This is a genomic window from Salegentibacter mishustinae (assembly GCF_002900095.1).
GTDB lineage: Bacteria > Bacteroidota > Bacteroidia > Flavobacteriales > Flavobacteriaceae > Salegentibacter > Salegentibacter mishustinae.
On the sequence record NZ_LLKN01000002.1, the window covers coordinates 1,049,239 to 1,066,069 of the forward strand.

The 16,831-nt window shown below is 33.9% G+C and carries 18 protein-coding genes; 3 read left to right on the forward strand and 15 right to left on the reverse strand.

What is annotated here, in order from left to right; all coding sequences use genetic code 11:
- Positions 1–43 precede the first annotated feature (43 nt).
- From APB85_RS07600 to APB85_RS07630, 6 genes are all read right to left on the reverse strand, one after another.
- Entirely contained in the window at positions 44–499 is a 456-nt protein-coding gene (locus APB85_RS07600) for a MarR family winged helix-turn-helix transcriptional regulator (RefSeq protein WP_057481355.1), read from the reverse strand.
- A gap of 1 nt (position 500) precedes the next feature.
- Positions 501–929 (reverse strand): DoxX family protein, encoded by a 429-nt coding sequence (locus APB85_RS07605; protein WP_057481354.1) that lies wholly within the window; start codon positions 927–929, stop codon positions 501–503.
- 261 nt (positions 930–1,190) lie between these two features.
- A complete protein-coding gene (locus APB85_RS07610) occupies positions 1,191–2,180 on the reverse strand; it encodes a 2-hydroxyacid dehydrogenase (protein WP_057481353.1) in 990 nt (329 codons plus the stop codon).
- Positions 2,177–2,389 carry a YgaP family membrane protein gene (locus APB85_RS07615; RefSeq protein WP_057481352.1) on the reverse strand — a complete coding sequence of 71 codons (213 nt, stop codon included), beginning with the start codon at positions 2,387–2,389 and terminating at the stop codon, positions 2,177–2,179. The genes APB85_RS07610 and APB85_RS07615 overlap by 4 nt, the downstream gene beginning before the upstream one ends.
- A 220-nt stretch (positions 2,390–2,609) precedes the next feature.
- The gene (locus APB85_RS07620) at positions 2,610–4,454 is read right to left on the reverse strand and encodes a PLP-dependent aminotransferase family protein (RefSeq protein WP_057481351.1); all 1,845 of its coding nucleotides are present in this window, start codon (positions 4,452–4,454) and stop codon (positions 2,610–2,612) included.
- Between the two features lie 512 nt (positions 4,455–4,966).
- A complete protein-coding gene (locus APB85_RS07630; RefSeq protein ID WP_169929150.1) occupies positions 4,967–5,521 on the reverse strand; it encodes a TlpA family protein disulfide reductase in 555 nt (184 codons plus the stop codon).
- Between the two features lie 112 nt (positions 5,522–5,633).
- On the opposite strand from APB85_RS07630, the gene APB85_RS07635 reads away from it, so the two are divergent.
- A protein-coding gene (locus APB85_RS07635) for an IS3 family transposase (RefSeq protein WP_103294421.1) occupies positions 5,634–6,766 on the forward strand; the annotation gives its coding sequence in 2 pieces (ribosomal slippage) (positions 5,634–5,895 and positions 5,895–6,766; 1,134 coding nt in all).
- On the opposite strand, the gene APB85_RS07640 is transcribed toward APB85_RS07635, so the two are convergent.
- From APB85_RS07640 to APB85_RS07675, 8 genes are all read right to left on the reverse strand, one after another.
- On the reverse strand, positions 6,749–7,513 hold the full coding sequence (locus APB85_RS07640; protein WP_103294430.1) for a hypothetical protein: 765 nt from the start codon (positions 7,511–7,513) through the stop codon (positions 6,749–6,751). The genes APB85_RS07635 and APB85_RS07640 overlap by 18 nt on opposite strands.
- Before the next feature lie 147 nt (positions 7,514–7,660).
- The gene (locus APB85_RS07645) at positions 7,661–8,287 is read right to left on the reverse strand and encodes a hypothetical protein (RefSeq protein ID WP_057481870.1); all 627 of its coding nucleotides are present in this window, start codon (positions 8,285–8,287) and stop codon (positions 7,661–7,663) included.
- Between the two features lie 254 nt (positions 8,288–8,541).
- Positions 8,542–9,459, reverse strand: coding sequence for an AraC family transcriptional regulator (locus APB85_RS07650; protein WP_057481871.1), 918 nt, complete (start codon positions 9,457–9,459; stop codon positions 8,542–8,544).
- Positions 9,460–9,903: 444 nt separating this feature from the next.
- Positions 9,904–10,476: a hypothetical protein gene (locus APB85_RS07655; protein WP_057481872.1), complete on the reverse strand. Its 573-nt coding sequence runs from the start codon at positions 10,474–10,476 to the stop codon at positions 9,904–9,906.
- A gap of 144 nt (positions 10,477–10,620) precedes the next feature.
- Positions 10,621–11,640, reverse strand: coding sequence for a hypothetical protein (locus APB85_RS07660; RefSeq protein WP_057481873.1), 1,020 nt, complete (start codon positions 11,638–11,640; stop codon positions 10,621–10,623).
- 251 nt (positions 11,641–11,891) lie between these two features.
- Positions 11,892–12,188, reverse strand: a complete 297-nt coding sequence (locus APB85_RS07665) for a BAR domain-containing protein (RefSeq protein WP_057481874.1) — start codon at positions 12,186–12,188, stop codon at positions 11,892–11,894.
- A gap of 327 nt (positions 12,189–12,515) precedes the next feature.
- The gene (locus APB85_RS07670) at positions 12,516–12,839 is read right to left on the reverse strand and encodes a type II toxin-antitoxin system PemK/MazF family toxin (protein ID WP_057481875.1); all 324 of its coding nucleotides are present in this window, start codon (positions 12,837–12,839) and stop codon (positions 12,516–12,518) included.
- On the reverse strand, positions 12,830–13,075 hold the full coding sequence (locus tag APB85_RS07675; RefSeq protein WP_057481876.1) for an AbrB/MazE/SpoVT family DNA-binding domain-containing protein: 246 nt from the start codon (positions 13,073–13,075) through the stop codon (positions 12,830–12,832). The genes APB85_RS07670 and APB85_RS07675 overlap by 10 nt, the downstream gene beginning before the upstream one ends.
- A gap of 323 nt (positions 13,076–13,398) precedes the next feature.
- On the opposite strand from APB85_RS07675, the gene APB85_RS07680 reads away from it, so the two are divergent.
- Complete coding sequence (locus APB85_RS07680) at positions 13,399–14,475, forward strand: IS110 family RNA-guided transposase (RefSeq protein WP_057482356.1); 1,077 nt, start codon at positions 13,399–13,401, stop codon at positions 14,473–14,475.
- A 199-nt stretch (positions 14,476–14,674) separates the two neighbouring features.
- Positions 14,675–15,730 carry an IS110 family RNA-guided transposase gene (locus APB85_RS07685; RefSeq protein WP_057482355.1) on the forward strand — a complete coding sequence of 352 codons (1,056 nt, stop codon included), beginning with the start codon at positions 14,675–14,677 and terminating at the stop codon, positions 15,728–15,730.
- 341 nt (positions 15,731–16,071) lie between these two features.
- Here the strand turns inward: APB85_RS07685 and APB85_RS07690 are convergent, their stop codons facing one another.
- Positions 16,072–16,734 carry a hypothetical protein gene (locus APB85_RS07690; protein WP_057481889.1) on the reverse strand — a complete coding sequence of 221 codons (663 nt, stop codon included), beginning with the start codon at positions 16,732–16,734 and terminating at the stop codon, positions 16,072–16,074.
- Positions 16,735–16,831: the final 97 nt, after the last annotated feature.

The following is a 16,831-nucleotide window of genomic DNA, read 5'->3' on the forward strand; positions in this document are numbered from 1 at the left end:
GCTTTTTATTTCAAGAATTTATTTATCAGTAAGTTAATATTAATTATTTGTCATTCTGCTTTTCTGAAAGAATATCAGACCATTTATTCAGCGTATCTTTTAAAAGCATTATTTCTGTAAGGCTTACATCTTCCGTTAATAAAGTATTTAGAAGTTTTTCCGGGATTGGGACTGCTTTATTTTTTAGCTCCTTTCCTTTTGCCGTAAGTTGAATAAATACACTTCTTTCATCTTTTTTGGAGCGTTTACGACGCAGCAACTCCATTTTCTCCATACGCTTTACCAGGGGAGATAGGGTATTGGTATTCAGCAATAATTTTTCTCCTATTGTATTCATCGATATATTATCGTTTTCCCATAATACCAGTAAAACTAAATACTGCGGATAAGTTAAGCCCATTTCTTCCAAAAAGGGTTTGTAGGCTTTTGTAATTAGTCTTGAAACCGAATAAATAGGAAAACAGATCTGATTGTTCAATTTTAATTGCTCATCATCCATACTATTTCTTTTTAGAGTTTCTCCAGGCTCTCCACGCGCCGGAAGACCAAAGGGCCCAGGCTATAAGCACCGGTTGAAAGAAAAGCCTTATTAATCTTGCTCTATCTGAATCTAAAGCTCCAAAGGCATCTTTGCCATCTAAATACTGTGCAACATTACCGGGAAAAACAAGTACAAAGAAAATCGCTAACGCCCAGCCAATTGTAGCACGTTGCTTTTTCCAAAATAGTAGTGCGAGGCCTAATGCCATTTCAACTATCCCTGACAAAATAACTACTAAATCTTTACTTAATGGAAGCCAATCTGGCACCTGAGCCTGGAATTCTATTCTATTAAATGTTAAGTGGCTAAAGCCAGCATAAGTCATAAATAGAGCAAGTAAGACTCTAAAAATGTTTTGCGTTAGTGTTGTTTCAACTTTTCCTTTCATTACTTTATATTTTTTATCGTGCAAAATTAAATCGTGCACGATACAAATTTAAGTAACTTAAAAGGTTCCAATACCGATTTCTAATAGAATTCGTTTATTAGAGATAAGAAAGATCTATTTTTTTAAATGTTAGGAAGAATATTGAGAGAAATATTAATGGAAATAGTGCGGATACAGGAGGAAATATGAGTTTAGAGTAGAGTTTAATGAGTAATAATAAATAAAGCTCAGTCAAATACTTGATAGAGCTTTTTTATCTTTCTATACTACTTCATTTTTTAATTCCAGGTTTTTATCAAAAGCCTCAATGTTTTGAAGGGTTGTTGTGGTTATTTCATCCATTGCTTCTTTGGTGAAATATGCCTGATGTGAAGTTATCAATACATTTGGAAAGCTGATTAACTTCAGAATAAGATCATCTTCAATTATACTTTCAGAGAGATCTTCAAAAAACAGTTTTTCTTCCTGCTCATAAACATCAATTCCTAAGTATCCTATTTTCTTGCTAGTTAGACCCGTTATCACATCGGCGGTATTGATTAGTGCACCCCTGCTGGTATTTATAATCATAACGCCGTCTTTCATCAATGCAATTGACTTTTCATTTACTATATGTTTGGTGCTAGCATTTAGCGGGCAGTGCAAAGACAAAATATCACACTGCTGGAAGACTTCGTCTAAGGATAGGTATTCTACACCCTGCTGAACCAGTTCATCAGACTTCGAAACATCAAAGGCAATAATCTTACATCCAAAACCTTTTATTATACGACAAAAGGTTGCGCCTATTTGTCCTGTACCAATAACTCCTATGGTTTTACCGTAAAGATTAAATCCTATAAGATTTTTTAGAGAAAAGTTTCCTTCCCGAACCCTGTTGTAGGCTTTATGGGTTTTTCTATTTAAGGTTAAGATCAACGCTACGGCGTGCTCTGCAACAGCCTCGGGGGAATAAGCAGGAACTCTTACAACTTTTATGTTGTTACTTTTTGCGGCTTCAATATCTACATTATTAAAACCGGCACATCTTAAAGCAATTAGTCTAATTCCATTTTTTGAAAGAATTTTTATTGTATTCTTATCAACCCTATCGTTCACAAAAATGCATACGGCGTCAAAGCCATTGGTTAAACTCGCTGTATCTTTATTGAGAGCAGTTTCAAAAAATGAAAAAGTATAGCGGCTATCTATTGAATAATTTTCAAAGTATTCCTGATCGTAAGATTTTGTACTAAATACGGCAATTTTCATTTCGTTTGTTTTACAGAACAGGTGCTTATTCCGAAGGGAGCATAAAGTGGACAAAAGCTAATAAAACTTGTTAAAACGAATATACCGGCAAGTACTAAAAGCACAATACCCACTGTTCCTGAAATTGTTCCTGTAAAATAAAGTAACCCTATAATTGCAGCTATTATTAATCTAATAATTTTATCTGCTGAACCCATATTTTTTCTCATCGTATAAATATTAAAGCGTCAGTATAAAATCAAAGTTAAGCTATCTACAACTGCTATAAACTGATTACCGTCAGGTTATTTGGTAAATGATGGGATCTAAAGTTTGTGGAGGAGTTTATACAATCTTCAGGATAAGAAATTTTAGGTTATTAGTGGCAATTGAGGAATAAAAGAAATTCCGTAGAAAAAATAACGGAGGTGCAAAGCACCTCCGTTGGGATTAAATTTGTTCAACAAAGTCTGAAAAAACTTTTTTATGGTGTTCCAGGTCTAGATTTGGTGATACTGATACCCTGGCAATATAATCTTTGTCATCTTCTTTCGTGGTTCCTTGGGTAGAAGTTGCAGGTATGGTCCAGTAGCATCCTTTTAATTGTCCATAACTCACACAATACTTACTTTCATTAGGAATTTCACTAATCATCATATTGATGAGCTTTTGATTCAGGGCTCTTTTATATGACTCTCTTTCCTCTTCTGTATTACCTTTAGTAGGAAGATCCAGTGAAAAAACAGAAGGTGTAAAGCCTTGGTCAGCCAAATCTTCTGAAACGAAATTAATTTTAGCCTCAGGCAATTTTTTTTCGATAAAGCTTACAAATTCACGTGTGTTTTTATAAGCATCTTTAATCCTTTGATTCATTGAAGGCAATTGTTCAGCTAATATTTCAACTTGAAGATCTGTAGCCTCGTTATCGCATAGTTTAAGATGTTTTTCTATGACGGACATTAATTCTTCAGCTTTTTCATTGGCAACACAATAACCGGCCGTACATTTTCCGCCACTCGGAAATTTCGAACCACTAACGTATGAGATAGTTCTAATAGAGGATAGGATGCCATCTTTACTTAAAAACTGAATATTTGGACAAAATGTTTGGTCCAGGATAAAAACGGGATCGATGGCAACTTCATCGTTAGTAGTTTTTCTGGTCTTGCTCAAAACAGCTCTTAACTCTTCCAAATCTGGAACTTCAACTCTTGGGTTTGTAGGAATTTCAGCAATAATATATGGAACAGCACCTTCTCTGGCAACCTGTGCCAGAACCCTATCTGTACTTTTAACCATATCGTTATTACCATCTACGGGTAAATCTAGAATTTCAACTTTTTTAACGCAGGCAGCAACCCTTCTTGCCTGGTCATTAGTTCCGCCATAGCAGTTTGGGGGAACAATAATTTTAATGTCTTTCCCTGGGTGTTTTTCCAGGGCGTCGTCAATAAGGCCCATCATTATAGCGTACTGAATGGAAAGTCCGCAAGAACCAAGCTGAACATTAGATTTTGTTGCGGTGATCTTGTGAATTGAATCTACTACTCTTGCTTTGTTAGTTTCTACATCGTTCTTTCTTTTAGTTGAAGAAGATTTCCCTATTAGTTGTTGTAGCGCAGAATACGAATCGTCTGGTGTCATGGCGATGGTCTCTCTTCTTCGTACGTGCTGGATTTCAGAAACGTAATCTTCATTTTGCGCACCATTTACCAGTAAAAGACTTCCTAATGGAGGATGAAGACTTATTAAAAAGTCAATTTTCGGATTAAGGTTCACAGTGCCCATTTCATCATTTTGAGAAATGAAAATGGTACTTCCATTAAAGTCAGAGATATCATCTGTGCTTTCAACTTGTTTTAATTCGAAATTATATCCATAAACCCTACGAACTGCTTCAAAATCGAAAAAATCGGGCAATTCACCTGTATAGAGAATTTGAGTATTCTTCTTGTCGAATAAATTCTTTCTAAGGATAGCTAAAACAGGGATTGTTTTTGAAGAAAAACTAATTACATTATCTGGCTTTAGATTATTTAAATGAGCAATTCCCCATTCCAGAACCGAAGATAGGGGATGACCTAACCGAATATAGTCGAAAGCAGTTGGTAATTCACTAAGCGCCAATTTTTTAGAATTATCGGCCTTGTACAAAGCTTCAAATTGTTTTAGGAACTGGGTTTTCGCCAAACTTTCATTATAGATATCCAATCTATGGGTGGTTAGCTTCAGCCAGTCGGTTGGCATATTTTTTAATACCTCTTGAATATAGTTAAGCAGTTTATTTTCTTTCATCGTCTTTCTTTTAAAGAGCTCGAAAATAAAGATTTATTAGGTGGGAATAAAATAGCTTAACAAGATGTTTGCATGGTACAGGAACATCTATTTATAAATATAGATTTTGTAGATCATTGAAGTTATCTCTTTTTGATTTGCATTAATTCAAGTTCCAAATAACTAAAATATTATCGGTGTAAATTATATCGCTTGGGGCGAAACCATTCGATATTGAGCTTGTTCCTCTAATTACGATCTCATTCAAATTGTTATTATCGGTGAATAACCTCATTCCTGAATCGAAATTATTTCCATAATTAATTTTTCTAACCTGCTCCATTTTAATATCAGAAGCTTCACTAATTAATTTAGCTTTATAAGGATTTGTGGTTACTACAAGTTCCAGAAGGATACAGACTTGTTAGCTTAAATATTCTTTTTATTTGGATTTTAAAACTGTTCTTTTTTTTGCCAATAACCTTTATTTGCTAAAGCGATGTTATGAGCAGTATTCAAGGCAGATCCTAATTTTAAAGTTTGGAAAGTTGCTTTTCTAAATCGGGATTTGAAGGTCTTTTTGCGTCAACATCTATTAAATTTCCATTTTTGTCGATTAATATAAACCGTGGAATTCCACTAATTCCGAAATTCTCTTTAAATGTTTCATCTTGAAATGCAACTAATTGAATACTTGCATTTAAATTTTTATCATTTAAAAATTTCCTCCAATTTGCTATTTTATCTTTCTTGTCGATAGAAATAGAAACAAAATTTACATTAGGAAATTTCTTTTGAAGTTTTTTTAAAGATGGGATTTCTTCAATGCATGGTCCGCACCAGGTGGCCCAAATATCAATGTAGGTAGTCTTACCTTTAAAATCTTTTAAAGACAATGTATCTCCTGTTTGATTTTGCAATTCAAAATAAGGTGCGGGATTTCCTTTCTCTAATCTTTTTAGTGAAACATAAGTTTTATTGATTTCTTCTTTAAAAGAATTCTCCTGAACAGCTTGGGTAACAAGTTCATTTACTTCGTCAATTGGATCGTCTAAACTTAAACCAAGTCGAAGAGCATATTTAATCAACTCGTCTTTCGTTTTTCCCTTCGGAAAATCTTTATCTACTTCCTTCTGTAAGCTACCCTTAAAAACGAACTGTTTAAAAGTATAATATATTTTATAACTTTAAACAGTAATTATGAAGAAGAGTAGATATTCACCACAGCAAATCGCAAAGATTTTAAAGGAGTTTGATAACGGAAAAACGGCCGCAGAAATCAGCCGTGAATATGGCATTAGTACAGCTGCATTCTACAAGTGGCGGGAACGTTATGGCGGTATGAACGGCAAGGAGCTGAAGCGCCTGAAGGACCTTGAGGAGGAGAACCGAAGGCTGAAGCAGATGTATGCCAATCTATCCCTGGATCATCAAATGGCCAAAGAAATCATCGAAAAAAAGCTTTAGAGCCCTGCCGTAAAAGAACCATAGCCAAAGAACTTACGCGTTACGGTATTAGCAGGGCGTGCCGTGTTTTAAATATGAGTAAAAGCGTTTTTTATTACAGGCCAATTCCAAAGGATGATACTGCTATCGAAGAGGCTCTACAACAGAAAGCTAAAGAACATAGCGAAGAAGGCTTCTGGATGGCTTACGATCGTCTAAGGAGTGAAGGCAAGCCCTGGAACCATAAACGGGTGTACAGGGTCTATAAAAAACTTGGTTTAAGTTTGAGACGAAAGGTAAAAAAGCGTTTACCTGCCAGGGTTAAAGAACCCCTGGAGGCTCCCATAGCTCCTAATCGTTGCTGGAGTATTGATTTTGTGACCGATGTCCTAGAAAACAAAAGACGCTTCCGTGGCTTAACCGTAATTGATGATTACAACCGAGAAGCATTGCATATAGAAATTGATTTTTCACTACCCAGCAAACGTGTCGTCTGGGTATTGAACCATTTGATTAATCGCAGGGGAAAACCCAAAAAAATAAGAATGGATAATGGTCCTGAATTTGTTGCTAAGATCGCTTCAGAATGGAGCCAGATGCAAGAAATCGACTTTCAGTATATTCAACCTGGGAAACCAACCCAGAATGCTTTTATAGAGAGATTCAATGGAACATATCGAAGAGGCGTTCTCAATAAGTACCTCTTTGAAGATCTAAATCAGGTAAGGGAACAAACCGAGACCTGGATGGAAGATTACAACAATGTAAGACCACATAATGCACTGGGAAAAATGGCCCCCGTAGCATACGCAAAAACTCATTCTCCTGTCGGTACCGACAGGAGAATGAAAAATGATATTTTTGGACAATCAAGCAGTTCTAATTAGGGGAAGCTTACACTTCAAAAATGCTAGCTTAAACTGCCCATTATAATTTGATAATTTTTCTTGAGCCAGCCATTCGTAGTAAGATTTGACCGTGCTTTGATAAGTAATCGAATTTTGAAAGTTTGTAGTATCCTGATATTTAAAATCTTTGACTTCAGCTAAGTAATTTTCTGATACAGCAAAATTCGGGTCTTTAGTTAGATGAGGATGGATTTTTGAGTAGAGGATAAGGTTGTTTTGATATTCATATTCTAACTCATTATTTTCTACTTCTCTAAAATCACGCGAAAGATCAGCAGTCTTTGAAAGTTGAGAATTCTTTCTCGAATTCATCTTTTGCAAAAAATCCTTTTCACTTAGTTTAAAGTCTACATTTTTTGATAATTGTTTTTCTAGAAGATAGGTGTTGATTTTTTTGGTTTCTCCCGTATATTCTACTGCATTTGGGAAACCTTTAGCATCAATCTGTATTTCGATGTGATCTTTTTTCTGAATATACAAAGGAATAGAACTTTGACCAAGCGAAAGAACATAGTAACCATTTTGATTTAAACTAAGCGTATCTTTAAGTCTAAATGAATTGCTTAAAATCTTTTTTTCATATAGAAAATCATTTCCGGAAATAAAGATTATTTCATTTTCTGCATTGTCAACATTAATTTCTACCGTAGTAAATTCTTTATCTTTTTTACATCCGTGAAATATTGAAAAGAATATCAGGGCTATAATTTTTAATTTTGTTTTCATATACTCTTATTTGAATAAATTCGTACAAGGGTTCTGGTTTCCGCCAGTTGGCCGAGTAGGGGACGCTTTCTCATCGGCGTAGTATTGGTTTTTTGGTCAAGTTAAGGTTGCTTTCTATTGGCGATTAACGGTTCTAACCCACAGTTTTTATTTGAAAAATTTCTCAGCATTTTCCCAAATTTGATATTTACTATGTTCGCCTAAATAGTAATAGAATTTTCCGTCTGGTTTAATTAGAATATAATTTCCATATCTAATTGGGTAAGGGAAAAATAGCTTTTTAAGCAAATTATCTTCGTCTTCTATCCAATTTATCCTTTTTTGATGGTTGTATTCAAGATTATCACATTCAGATGAGTGTATCCAGAATTGCTTTATATTTTCAATTTTGTGAAGATTTTTTAGGTAATCTCTATCTAAAACATTCCATCCTGATCTGGAATTTTTGGTTTCGTTCTTTTTCGGATATGCCGTTAAGTAGTTTATAACAATTTTCTGAGTTGAGTCAATTTGATTATCAGTCAATTCAGTTAAATATGATTTCAGATATTTAAAAGTGTTTTTGTCCAGTTGGCCAAATTTCTGTCGAGTTATCAAAAGTCCGATTTGAGTAGTATCGTTTTCTAAATACAAGTCTAAATTTTTATTGTAATCTTTTGTTTTAATGAACATCTGTTTGCTTATTTTTTCCCCGCTCTCGTTATAGAAAACTATAGGTTTTTCCTGTCCAAAAGCCAAAGAAGTAAATATGATAAATAAAAATGTTAATCTCATAGTTAGAAGTTTAATCACAGGTTTTAAACGGCCTCGATTATTGCAAAAAGCGTGTAGGGAAGAGCTAGCTTGTTGGTTGAACCAGGTTTAATCCCTCCAGAGGGTTTAATTCCCCGAGGTTGCCTCGAAATTTCAAAATGTTTTTCCAACTCATACCTCTAGGGCTTGCCAGGAGGTTCTATATTTTAGACTTCTAAAATATAGAATTTTAGCTAAACCCAAGCTATTTTCCTTAACCAAGGTTGTAGCGCGTTTTATACTATTGGTATACAAAAGTCAACAATAGCTTTTTTATCTGGGTGTTCATTTGGATTGTTATAATAAATTTCAAATGGATCTTTATCTGCTTTTTGATATCCATTTTCATTCATCCATATAAATAAGCCTGTCCAGGATTTTTCGAATTCAGTCATATTTATTTTAAAATGGCCAACTATATATTTTCCCCTTTCAATATTTTTTTCGTGAATTTGATGGCTAGTTTCCGTAGGTTTTTCTAGTATTAGACACGCACTCATTCTAATTTTATCCGGTTCCGTTACTTTAAAGCTATCGTGATAAATCGTAACCATTTTAGAGTCCTCACTCATCAAATTCTTTGGGGTTGCCCAAAGTAAAATCTTTTGGTATGCCAGTCCTAGATTTTGAGGTCCAGTACACGATACGCAAGCAAGGTTTAAATCTGAAAATTCTTTAATTTGAATATCTGCTTTCATTATAATCCAATTTTTAATGTTGTTAATGATGCAAATATATTTTTCAATATCAGGATATGCTTGTCCAATCTTGCTTTCTAGTTGCCGAATCTTGCTAAACTTGTTAGGATTTTGAAATTGAAATTCTTTTGGACTGATGCCATAAATTTTTTTAAATGTTTTAGAAAAACTTGACATGGAGGAGAATCCGAATTTAAAAGCAGTTGTTTTTATAGTGTTTTTTCGATGTACTAGATCTAAGGCAGCTCTTTCTATTCTCTTCCTGGTCACATATTCATTTAAAGTTTCTCCGGTTACAAATTTGAATACTCTATGAAAATGATATTCAGAAAAATGTGCCCGGGCTGCTACTATTTTTAAAGATAAGTCAGCATCCAGATTTTTTTCGATGAATGAGAATACGCGACTAAGGCGATGAGTATAATCTTCTTTTAAGTCAATGTTAGTTCTTCTCATTCTGAAAATGCTGTACAAGGGTCCCGGTTATCGCCAGGTAGCGGAATAGGGGACGCGGAATTATCGGCTTAGTATTGTTTTTTGGTTAAGTTAATTATTTTCTTACTAACGCTGCCGGCTATTGGTGATTAACCGTCGTTACCTAAAGTAGGTTTTCTAATAGTATGTTATAGTTCTATAACTTATTTTGGAGAGCTTATCATTTTGGTTAAAATATTTTCTTTCAATCCAATTACCAATAGAGTCATATTTATATTCCATTGTAAAGTTTAGAATTTTGTTTTCATCAAATCTTCCTGTAGTAATATTTATTGGATTTCCATATTGATCATAATCTTTGGTTACATAGTTAGCGTCATTATTAATTTTTGGCCATAAATTAATCTGTTTATAAACATTGGTGGTCGTAGTATCTAAATATGTATATATATGTATATGTAATTGTTAAACAAACTCTTTATCATCATAGTCTTCGTACCGAATTAATCTATTAAAATCATCAAATTGGTATAAACGTTTTGTTTTGTAATTATTTCTTGAGACCGAGGTAATAATTTCTTTATCTGAAGTTATTTTATGTTTAGATGAAGCCATATCGCTATTCTTTAGAACTATGGAGTCATTTAAATATTTATAAGTTGTTATACTTGTATCAATAGGATCATCATAATGAATCCTTATCTTTTTTATTAAACGGTGCTCTTTGTCGTATCTATAAATCGATTTTGAACTATCTAGAGGAGATTCTTTTTTAAGATCAAAAGATGAAAGTTGTGTTCTGTAACCATCTTTATTAAAATATAATTTTGCACCTTCCCGCATAAGGATGTTATCATCTTCTAAAACATAAGTAGAATCACTAAGGTGTTTTACTCTATATGTTTTAGTCTCTATTGTTTTCACTTGTCCAATTAAGTTTTCTTGGAATAAATCATTTTTTATCAGATTATTTTTAATCTGACCAGAAGCGATAAAAAAATTGAAAATAAATATTGGAAGTAGAATCTTTCTATACATATTTTTGGCAAAGGTTTGGATTAAAAGACGAGTAGCGGGAGTAGGGAGGCGGACTTGTCGGCTAAATAATTTTCTCTCTTGGTTTCTAAAAATACACTTTTTCTAAAAAATCTGTTATTTGAGAAACCATTGTTTTGCGTAATTTTACTTTTTTGAAGCTTTTGCTATACTTTTATTTAAATTTTTTATATGTTTTGATTTGATTTTATGGGATAATCCAGGGATATAATTTCTGTAAACAACTTCTCCATTTTTAGAATTCACTACCTGCAGAAATCTTTCAGTATTCATTCTAACGTAACGAATATAATAGAGATTCTCATTATTCATTATTTTTTTACTCAATTCGGTATCGTCTATTATCTCGTATTGATAGTCATATTTTTTAAAAACATCTTCAATATTTTCTTCATCTTCTTCACTATCCTGCCCAGTCCAGGCGTTATACTTGATTGTCATATAAGAAGGAATATAAAGTTTATTTGATGATAAACTTTTTAATTCTTTATGGTAATCACTTTCATACATCCAATAAATTTCTTCATCCTTAATAAGATTATTTACTTTTTGAAAATAATTCTTTAAAAAACCAGGTTTATAATTGAAAAAGACATCATCAATGTATAGAGAAACAAATGTCTCATCTATGCTTTTTGACATTGATGTATGAATGAAATCGTCCTTTGGGTAAATATAAATACGTGCTATTCTTTGCACATTATCTTCTATGATATCATTTCTTTTCTTCTCTCTTTTTTTAGTGGATAACTTATTCAATTTTTTAGAAATTCTGTCTCCGTCATACATCAGAAAATCAATGTAGGTATAAAGCGAAGTATATCGGCCGTTACCCATACTAGTAGTTTTTATAAATCCTCCAAGTTTTGCAATAGAGTATTTGTTATTTAGATATTTATCAATATCAAAATCACCAATATGGACGATTTGATAAGGAGTTATATCCCAAGAGTCTTCTAGTATTCTTAAATAATCATATCTGCCTAAAGTTTCTGATAGAACAAAAATTGTTTCTGTATTTTTAAATTTTTCCAAAACACCCTCATCAAATTTTCTAGACTTACCTACGTGTGTTGGTCCTACAGAAACCTGGGCATAGCATCCAATTGAAATGGAAAATAAGAATACTAATAATCGAATTTTCATAGTAAAAAGTTTAGTTAGTTTAGAGTCAAGTCGGATGCAGGATGTAGGGAGGATGCTTCCTAAATTAAATGTAAAACAATATAAATAAAATATTGATAACTAGTTATCTATAAAATTACGCACAAGGGTTTTGCTTATGGACAAGTAGCGGGAGTAGGGGACGCGGTTTTGTCGGTGTTTATTATGGAAACTAATTTAGTTCTTTTCTACCAAACCTGCCATTTGCGATATGTCTTGTTGGCAAATCGTTTTTATTTTTGAGCAACTAAATTTACGCCGCAATTTTTACATTCAGTATCATTTGTCAAAATTCCACTGTTGCAAGCAGGACATTTGTTAGTCACGTTTTTTATTTCTTGATTATATTGTTTTTTTAATTCGTTTAATAATTTAGCGTCATTTTCCTCAATAAAACTCAAATTACGTTTTCCAAAAGGTTGAAACCAAGATATTAATTCAGTCCAATAAATTTTGTAATTATTCTCTTTTTGTGAAAATCCAATTATTTTATACTCTGATTTTGTAGAGATTAATTTGTCAAATGTCAATCCGCCATTATGATTAAAAATTTTTCTTTGTCATTAAGAAAATCAATGATTTCAGATGTTTTGATTTTTGGTTTAAAAAACAGCGGGTAGAGAAAATACTTTACAGTCAGAAACCAGATTGATAAAACGATAAGAATTGCAGTTATTATTAAAAATATCGAATTTTCCATTTAGTTTCTGAAAAAGTTTGCCAACGATTTTGGCTAAAGGAAGTAGCGTGTAGGGAAGAGCTAACTTGTCGGCTTAACCAGGATGAATTTAGTCTTCTAAAATAGAGAATTTAAGTAAAACTTAGCTATTTTCTTCAACCGGTGTTGGCATTTGTACTTAATCTACAAATGTTTCTTTTAGTACTTCTTTACATTTTCGAATCTCAGATTTGGTTAGACAAGCAAAGACTTTTACAATTCTTTGCTTGTCAATTGTCCTAATTTGGTCAATTGCTACCATTCCTTTTTTATTATTTGTTTTAATCGCAATCCTGGTCGGATATTTTTTGAGATTTGTAGTCATTGGAGCAACAACGATAGTTCTCAAATATTTATTCATTTCGTTTGGTGAAATAATTACACACGGTCTGGTTTTCTTGATTTCACTTCCAACAGTTGGATCAAGATTTACGAGAATGATAGAATACTGCTTTAATTCCATTCGTCGAAGTTTTCATCTTCAAAAACATCATTCATCAATGGCTCATCGTCATTATTATTAGCCATTTCCTTGAATTTTTCTTCCCAGTTTTTTCTTGGAGATTCAATAGGTCGAAGTATGATTTGTCCTTTTTCCAGAATCAGTTCTACTTTATCTTTAATGTGATACTTTTCGAGAATTGTTTTGCTCAATCTTAGTCCTCTTGAGTTTCCAATTTTAATAATTGAAGTTTCCATAACTTTATATTTTGTGAATACAAAGTTATTACTTTTAATTGGTTTATGAAATTAAGTTCGTGTTTTGTGAGTATTAATGCCAACGGTCTCGGTTCGTATGTTAGCTTTATCGAGGTAATTTAGCTAAAAATAGGAATTAATAATTAAACCAATGGAAGGGATAATGAGGTTTCGGTAGATACATTTTATTTAATGATATCGTGCGATAGAAATTCCACCCTTCCATTTTTCTCTCAGAACTTGAACAGTACCTGGATCCTTTTTAGAGATCGTATCAAAGACGAGCAAAAGTGATGGAGAATTGGGTTTATAATTAAACAATTATGGAGCACCACATTTTAAAAGTAGCCTTGGGAGTAGATGTATCTAAAGATAATCTGGCCGTCTGTCTTTGCCGCCTAACGGTTAACCTAACAAAAGAGTTTGAAGATCCTTTTGAAGTTAGTAATGATCTTCCCGGATTTAAAAAACTAATACGATGGCTTGATAAGCAAGTAGCCTCTCGTGAGAATCTGTGGATTGTAATGGAATCTACAGGTATCTATCATGAAGCCTTTGTGTACTACCTCTATGAAGCTGGTTTTAATGTGAGCGTGATGCAATCTGGTCGTGTTAAGCGTTATGCCCAAAGTCTGGACCAAAGATCCAAAACTGATGCATTGGATAGCCGTATGCTAGCTATGCTTGGCTGTGAACGAGCATTACCTTTATGGACACCACCTGATCCAATTTTAAGAGAATTAAAAGGTCTTAGTAGGGAACGTTCATTTTTGTTAAAGGAGAAGCAAATAGAAAAGAATAGGCTTCATGCTAGTGAACATTCTGTATACAGCAACAAACGAGAATTAAGACGTTATAAACAACGCTTAAAATTGATTGCTAGGCAATTGGAGGAAATAGAGAAAGAGATGATGGAATTGATCAATGCCAGCTCTTATTTAAAGGGTAGAATAAAGCATTTGGAAAGTATTCCGGGAATCTCTTTTGTGTCTGCAGCTACGGTAGTAGGTGAAACCTTAGGTTTCACTGGTTTTACCAACGCCAAGCAACTTACGAGTTACGCAGGGTTTGATGTAGTGCTGAAAGAATCTGGAGCTTATAAAGGCAAGACCAGAATTAGTAAGAAAGGGAATAAAAATATCCGTCGGGCACTTTATATGCCGGCGATGACCGCTGTTCGATGTAATCCCACATTGAAGAAGTTCTATGAACGCGTGAAACCTACTAAGGCTAAACCTATGATTGCTTTGGTGGCGGTAGAGCGCAAGTTATTAGTACTGATGTACAGCTTATGGAAGAATGAGATCAATTATGATCCGGAATATGAACAAAAAAAGACAGCAAGAACCGAAGTCCTTGCTGCACAGGATAGAAGCAATTTAGCATTGACTTCTTCCTAAAACTTTAATCAAAAATATTTGTTTTATAACACAGTACCTATCGCCAGTTGGCGGAGTATGGGACGCGGATTTGTCGGCATAGTATTGGTTTGTTGGTCAAGTTAATTATTTTCTTTCTAACGGTGCCGGCTATTGGCGATTAGCATCAATGAAAAAGCAGTAATCGGTTATCTTTAAAATTCACTAAAACATTAAAGATATGGAAACCCGAGTTACTGCCTTACCAAAGTTATTCATTGGCCTTGATATCCACAAGTCAAGCTGGAAGATTCATTGTAGTACCGATCTTTTTTCAGGTAAATCCTTCAGTATGGAGCCACATTGCGAGATCCTTTATAAATATGTTCGAAAGCATTATCCGGATCACCAGGTTAGTATTGCCTACGAAGCAGGGTGCTTTGGCTATGCCGCACATCGGAAGTTTGAATCTTACGGATGGCAGTCTCTGGTAGTAAATCCAGCAGATATCCATCGTAAGGGTAAAGAACAGTATACTAAGACCGATCGTATCGATGCCCAGCTCATTAGCCGGGAACTCAAAGATGGTCGTCTGGAGAGTATCCAAATTGTTGGGGAAGAGCGAGAATGTTTTCGAAGTTTATTTAGAAGACGCTATAGTCTGAGCAAAGATCTTCGACGTATTAAAAGCATGATCAAGATGCAACTCTTGTACTTTGGGGTAAAGCTTCCTCGGGAATTTGATAACGACCACTGGAGCCATGCCTTTCGCACTTGGTTAGAAGTTCAGGAATTCTCCCATGGGACGGCTAACGAGAGTCTGGCTAGTAAACTTCGAAGTTTTCGATTTCTGGATCAGGAATTCCGACATATTTCTAATCAAATAAGAGCTTACGCGCGTACCCATTATAAAAAGGATTATTATTTGCTAAAGAGTGTTCCTGGGATTGGAGGTATCGTAGCAGCTGGTATTCTAGCCGAGTTAGGTGACCTGCGACGTTTTAATACCCTGAAGCATCTGGCTGGTTATGTTGGAATAGCACCTGGTATCTATCAGAGTGGGGCTACTTCTCGAACTACCGGGATGACCCCCAGGGCTCAGCGTTTAATGCGATCCTATTTTGTAGAAGCCTCTTGGCAGGCTGTACGAACAGATCCTATCATGCAGGCCTATTACCGTAAGCATGTTGGAAAAGATAGTAAGAAGATTATCATAAAGGTGGCCCATAAATTACTGAGTCGGACTTTAGCAGTTATAAAAACAGAAACTCCTTATGAAATAGGAGTGGTAGCATGAAAATAATATAAATGACCAAGCCCTAGACAAACTTATCCAGTACCACAAAACAACGGTGGTGACCATAGTGGATCACATTTTATTAGCAAGTGGACAGGATTATATAACCGGAATCATAGCGATGCTGGTGGCGTTTCAAAACCAAATGACCACAAATAGGAGCCCGGGCAGGTTATTAAGTATTGAATTATTGACAAGCAACTCGAGGAGTGAAAAGGCTTGTCAACAAATTCAACACTACAAAATCATCATCATAATGAGATAAGAGAAAATAAAATATTAAATTTGAGAGAAGCGATTATTGCTTTTCATAGGAACCGATGTTGTGTACTGTTTTTCTCCTATTCTACTCTTATTTGAAACTTTAATCTTTTGAGCTTTTCTGTAGTTACAATTTGCGAAATGCCTGATAAAGATCCTATGTTTATTTTTATTGGTTTATTTGAATTATTAGGAACAACAATTCTGTACTCATTTTGATAGGAATAGTCAACTGTTTTATGGAAAAGTGTCAATGGTCCATTATGTTTCCATTTGTCATAATATCTCACTGCTCTAGCTTGATATGTAAGATTTAATCTATGAATTTCTTTTTCTAATCTCTTCTTAAATTCTTTTGGATCATTTATTAATAGCGCATGATTACCAAATTCTTCAAGTTTAGAATCTATTTCAAATTTCCCATTCTTAAAATCACTATGTTTTATGCAAGTCATACAATATAAATTACCTGGATTTAAATTTTTATAGCTTAGAAATATTTCTCCAGGTACTTTTCTTATTGAATCTCCAGTTCTAGTATCAGTTAGTTCAATTACATAGTTCTCTGGATTGGGAAAATTTTTTATTTGAATTGTAGCCTCTTCTGGATCACCTCTGAAATCGTTGTTTTCTTGCGTTTGAAAATATTCGAATGTATTTAGGAATATAGTTCCATTTTCATAAAGATCATTTATGTATTTTTCTTCACTAAATTTTATTAAGTAATAAATTCGATCCTCCATTTGGACTGGATTTTTTTTCTGAAAAATAGTACACAACGGTCTCGGTTAACAACAGTTGGTGTTCAGATTTTGAATTTAGTTACTTTTTCAATTACCA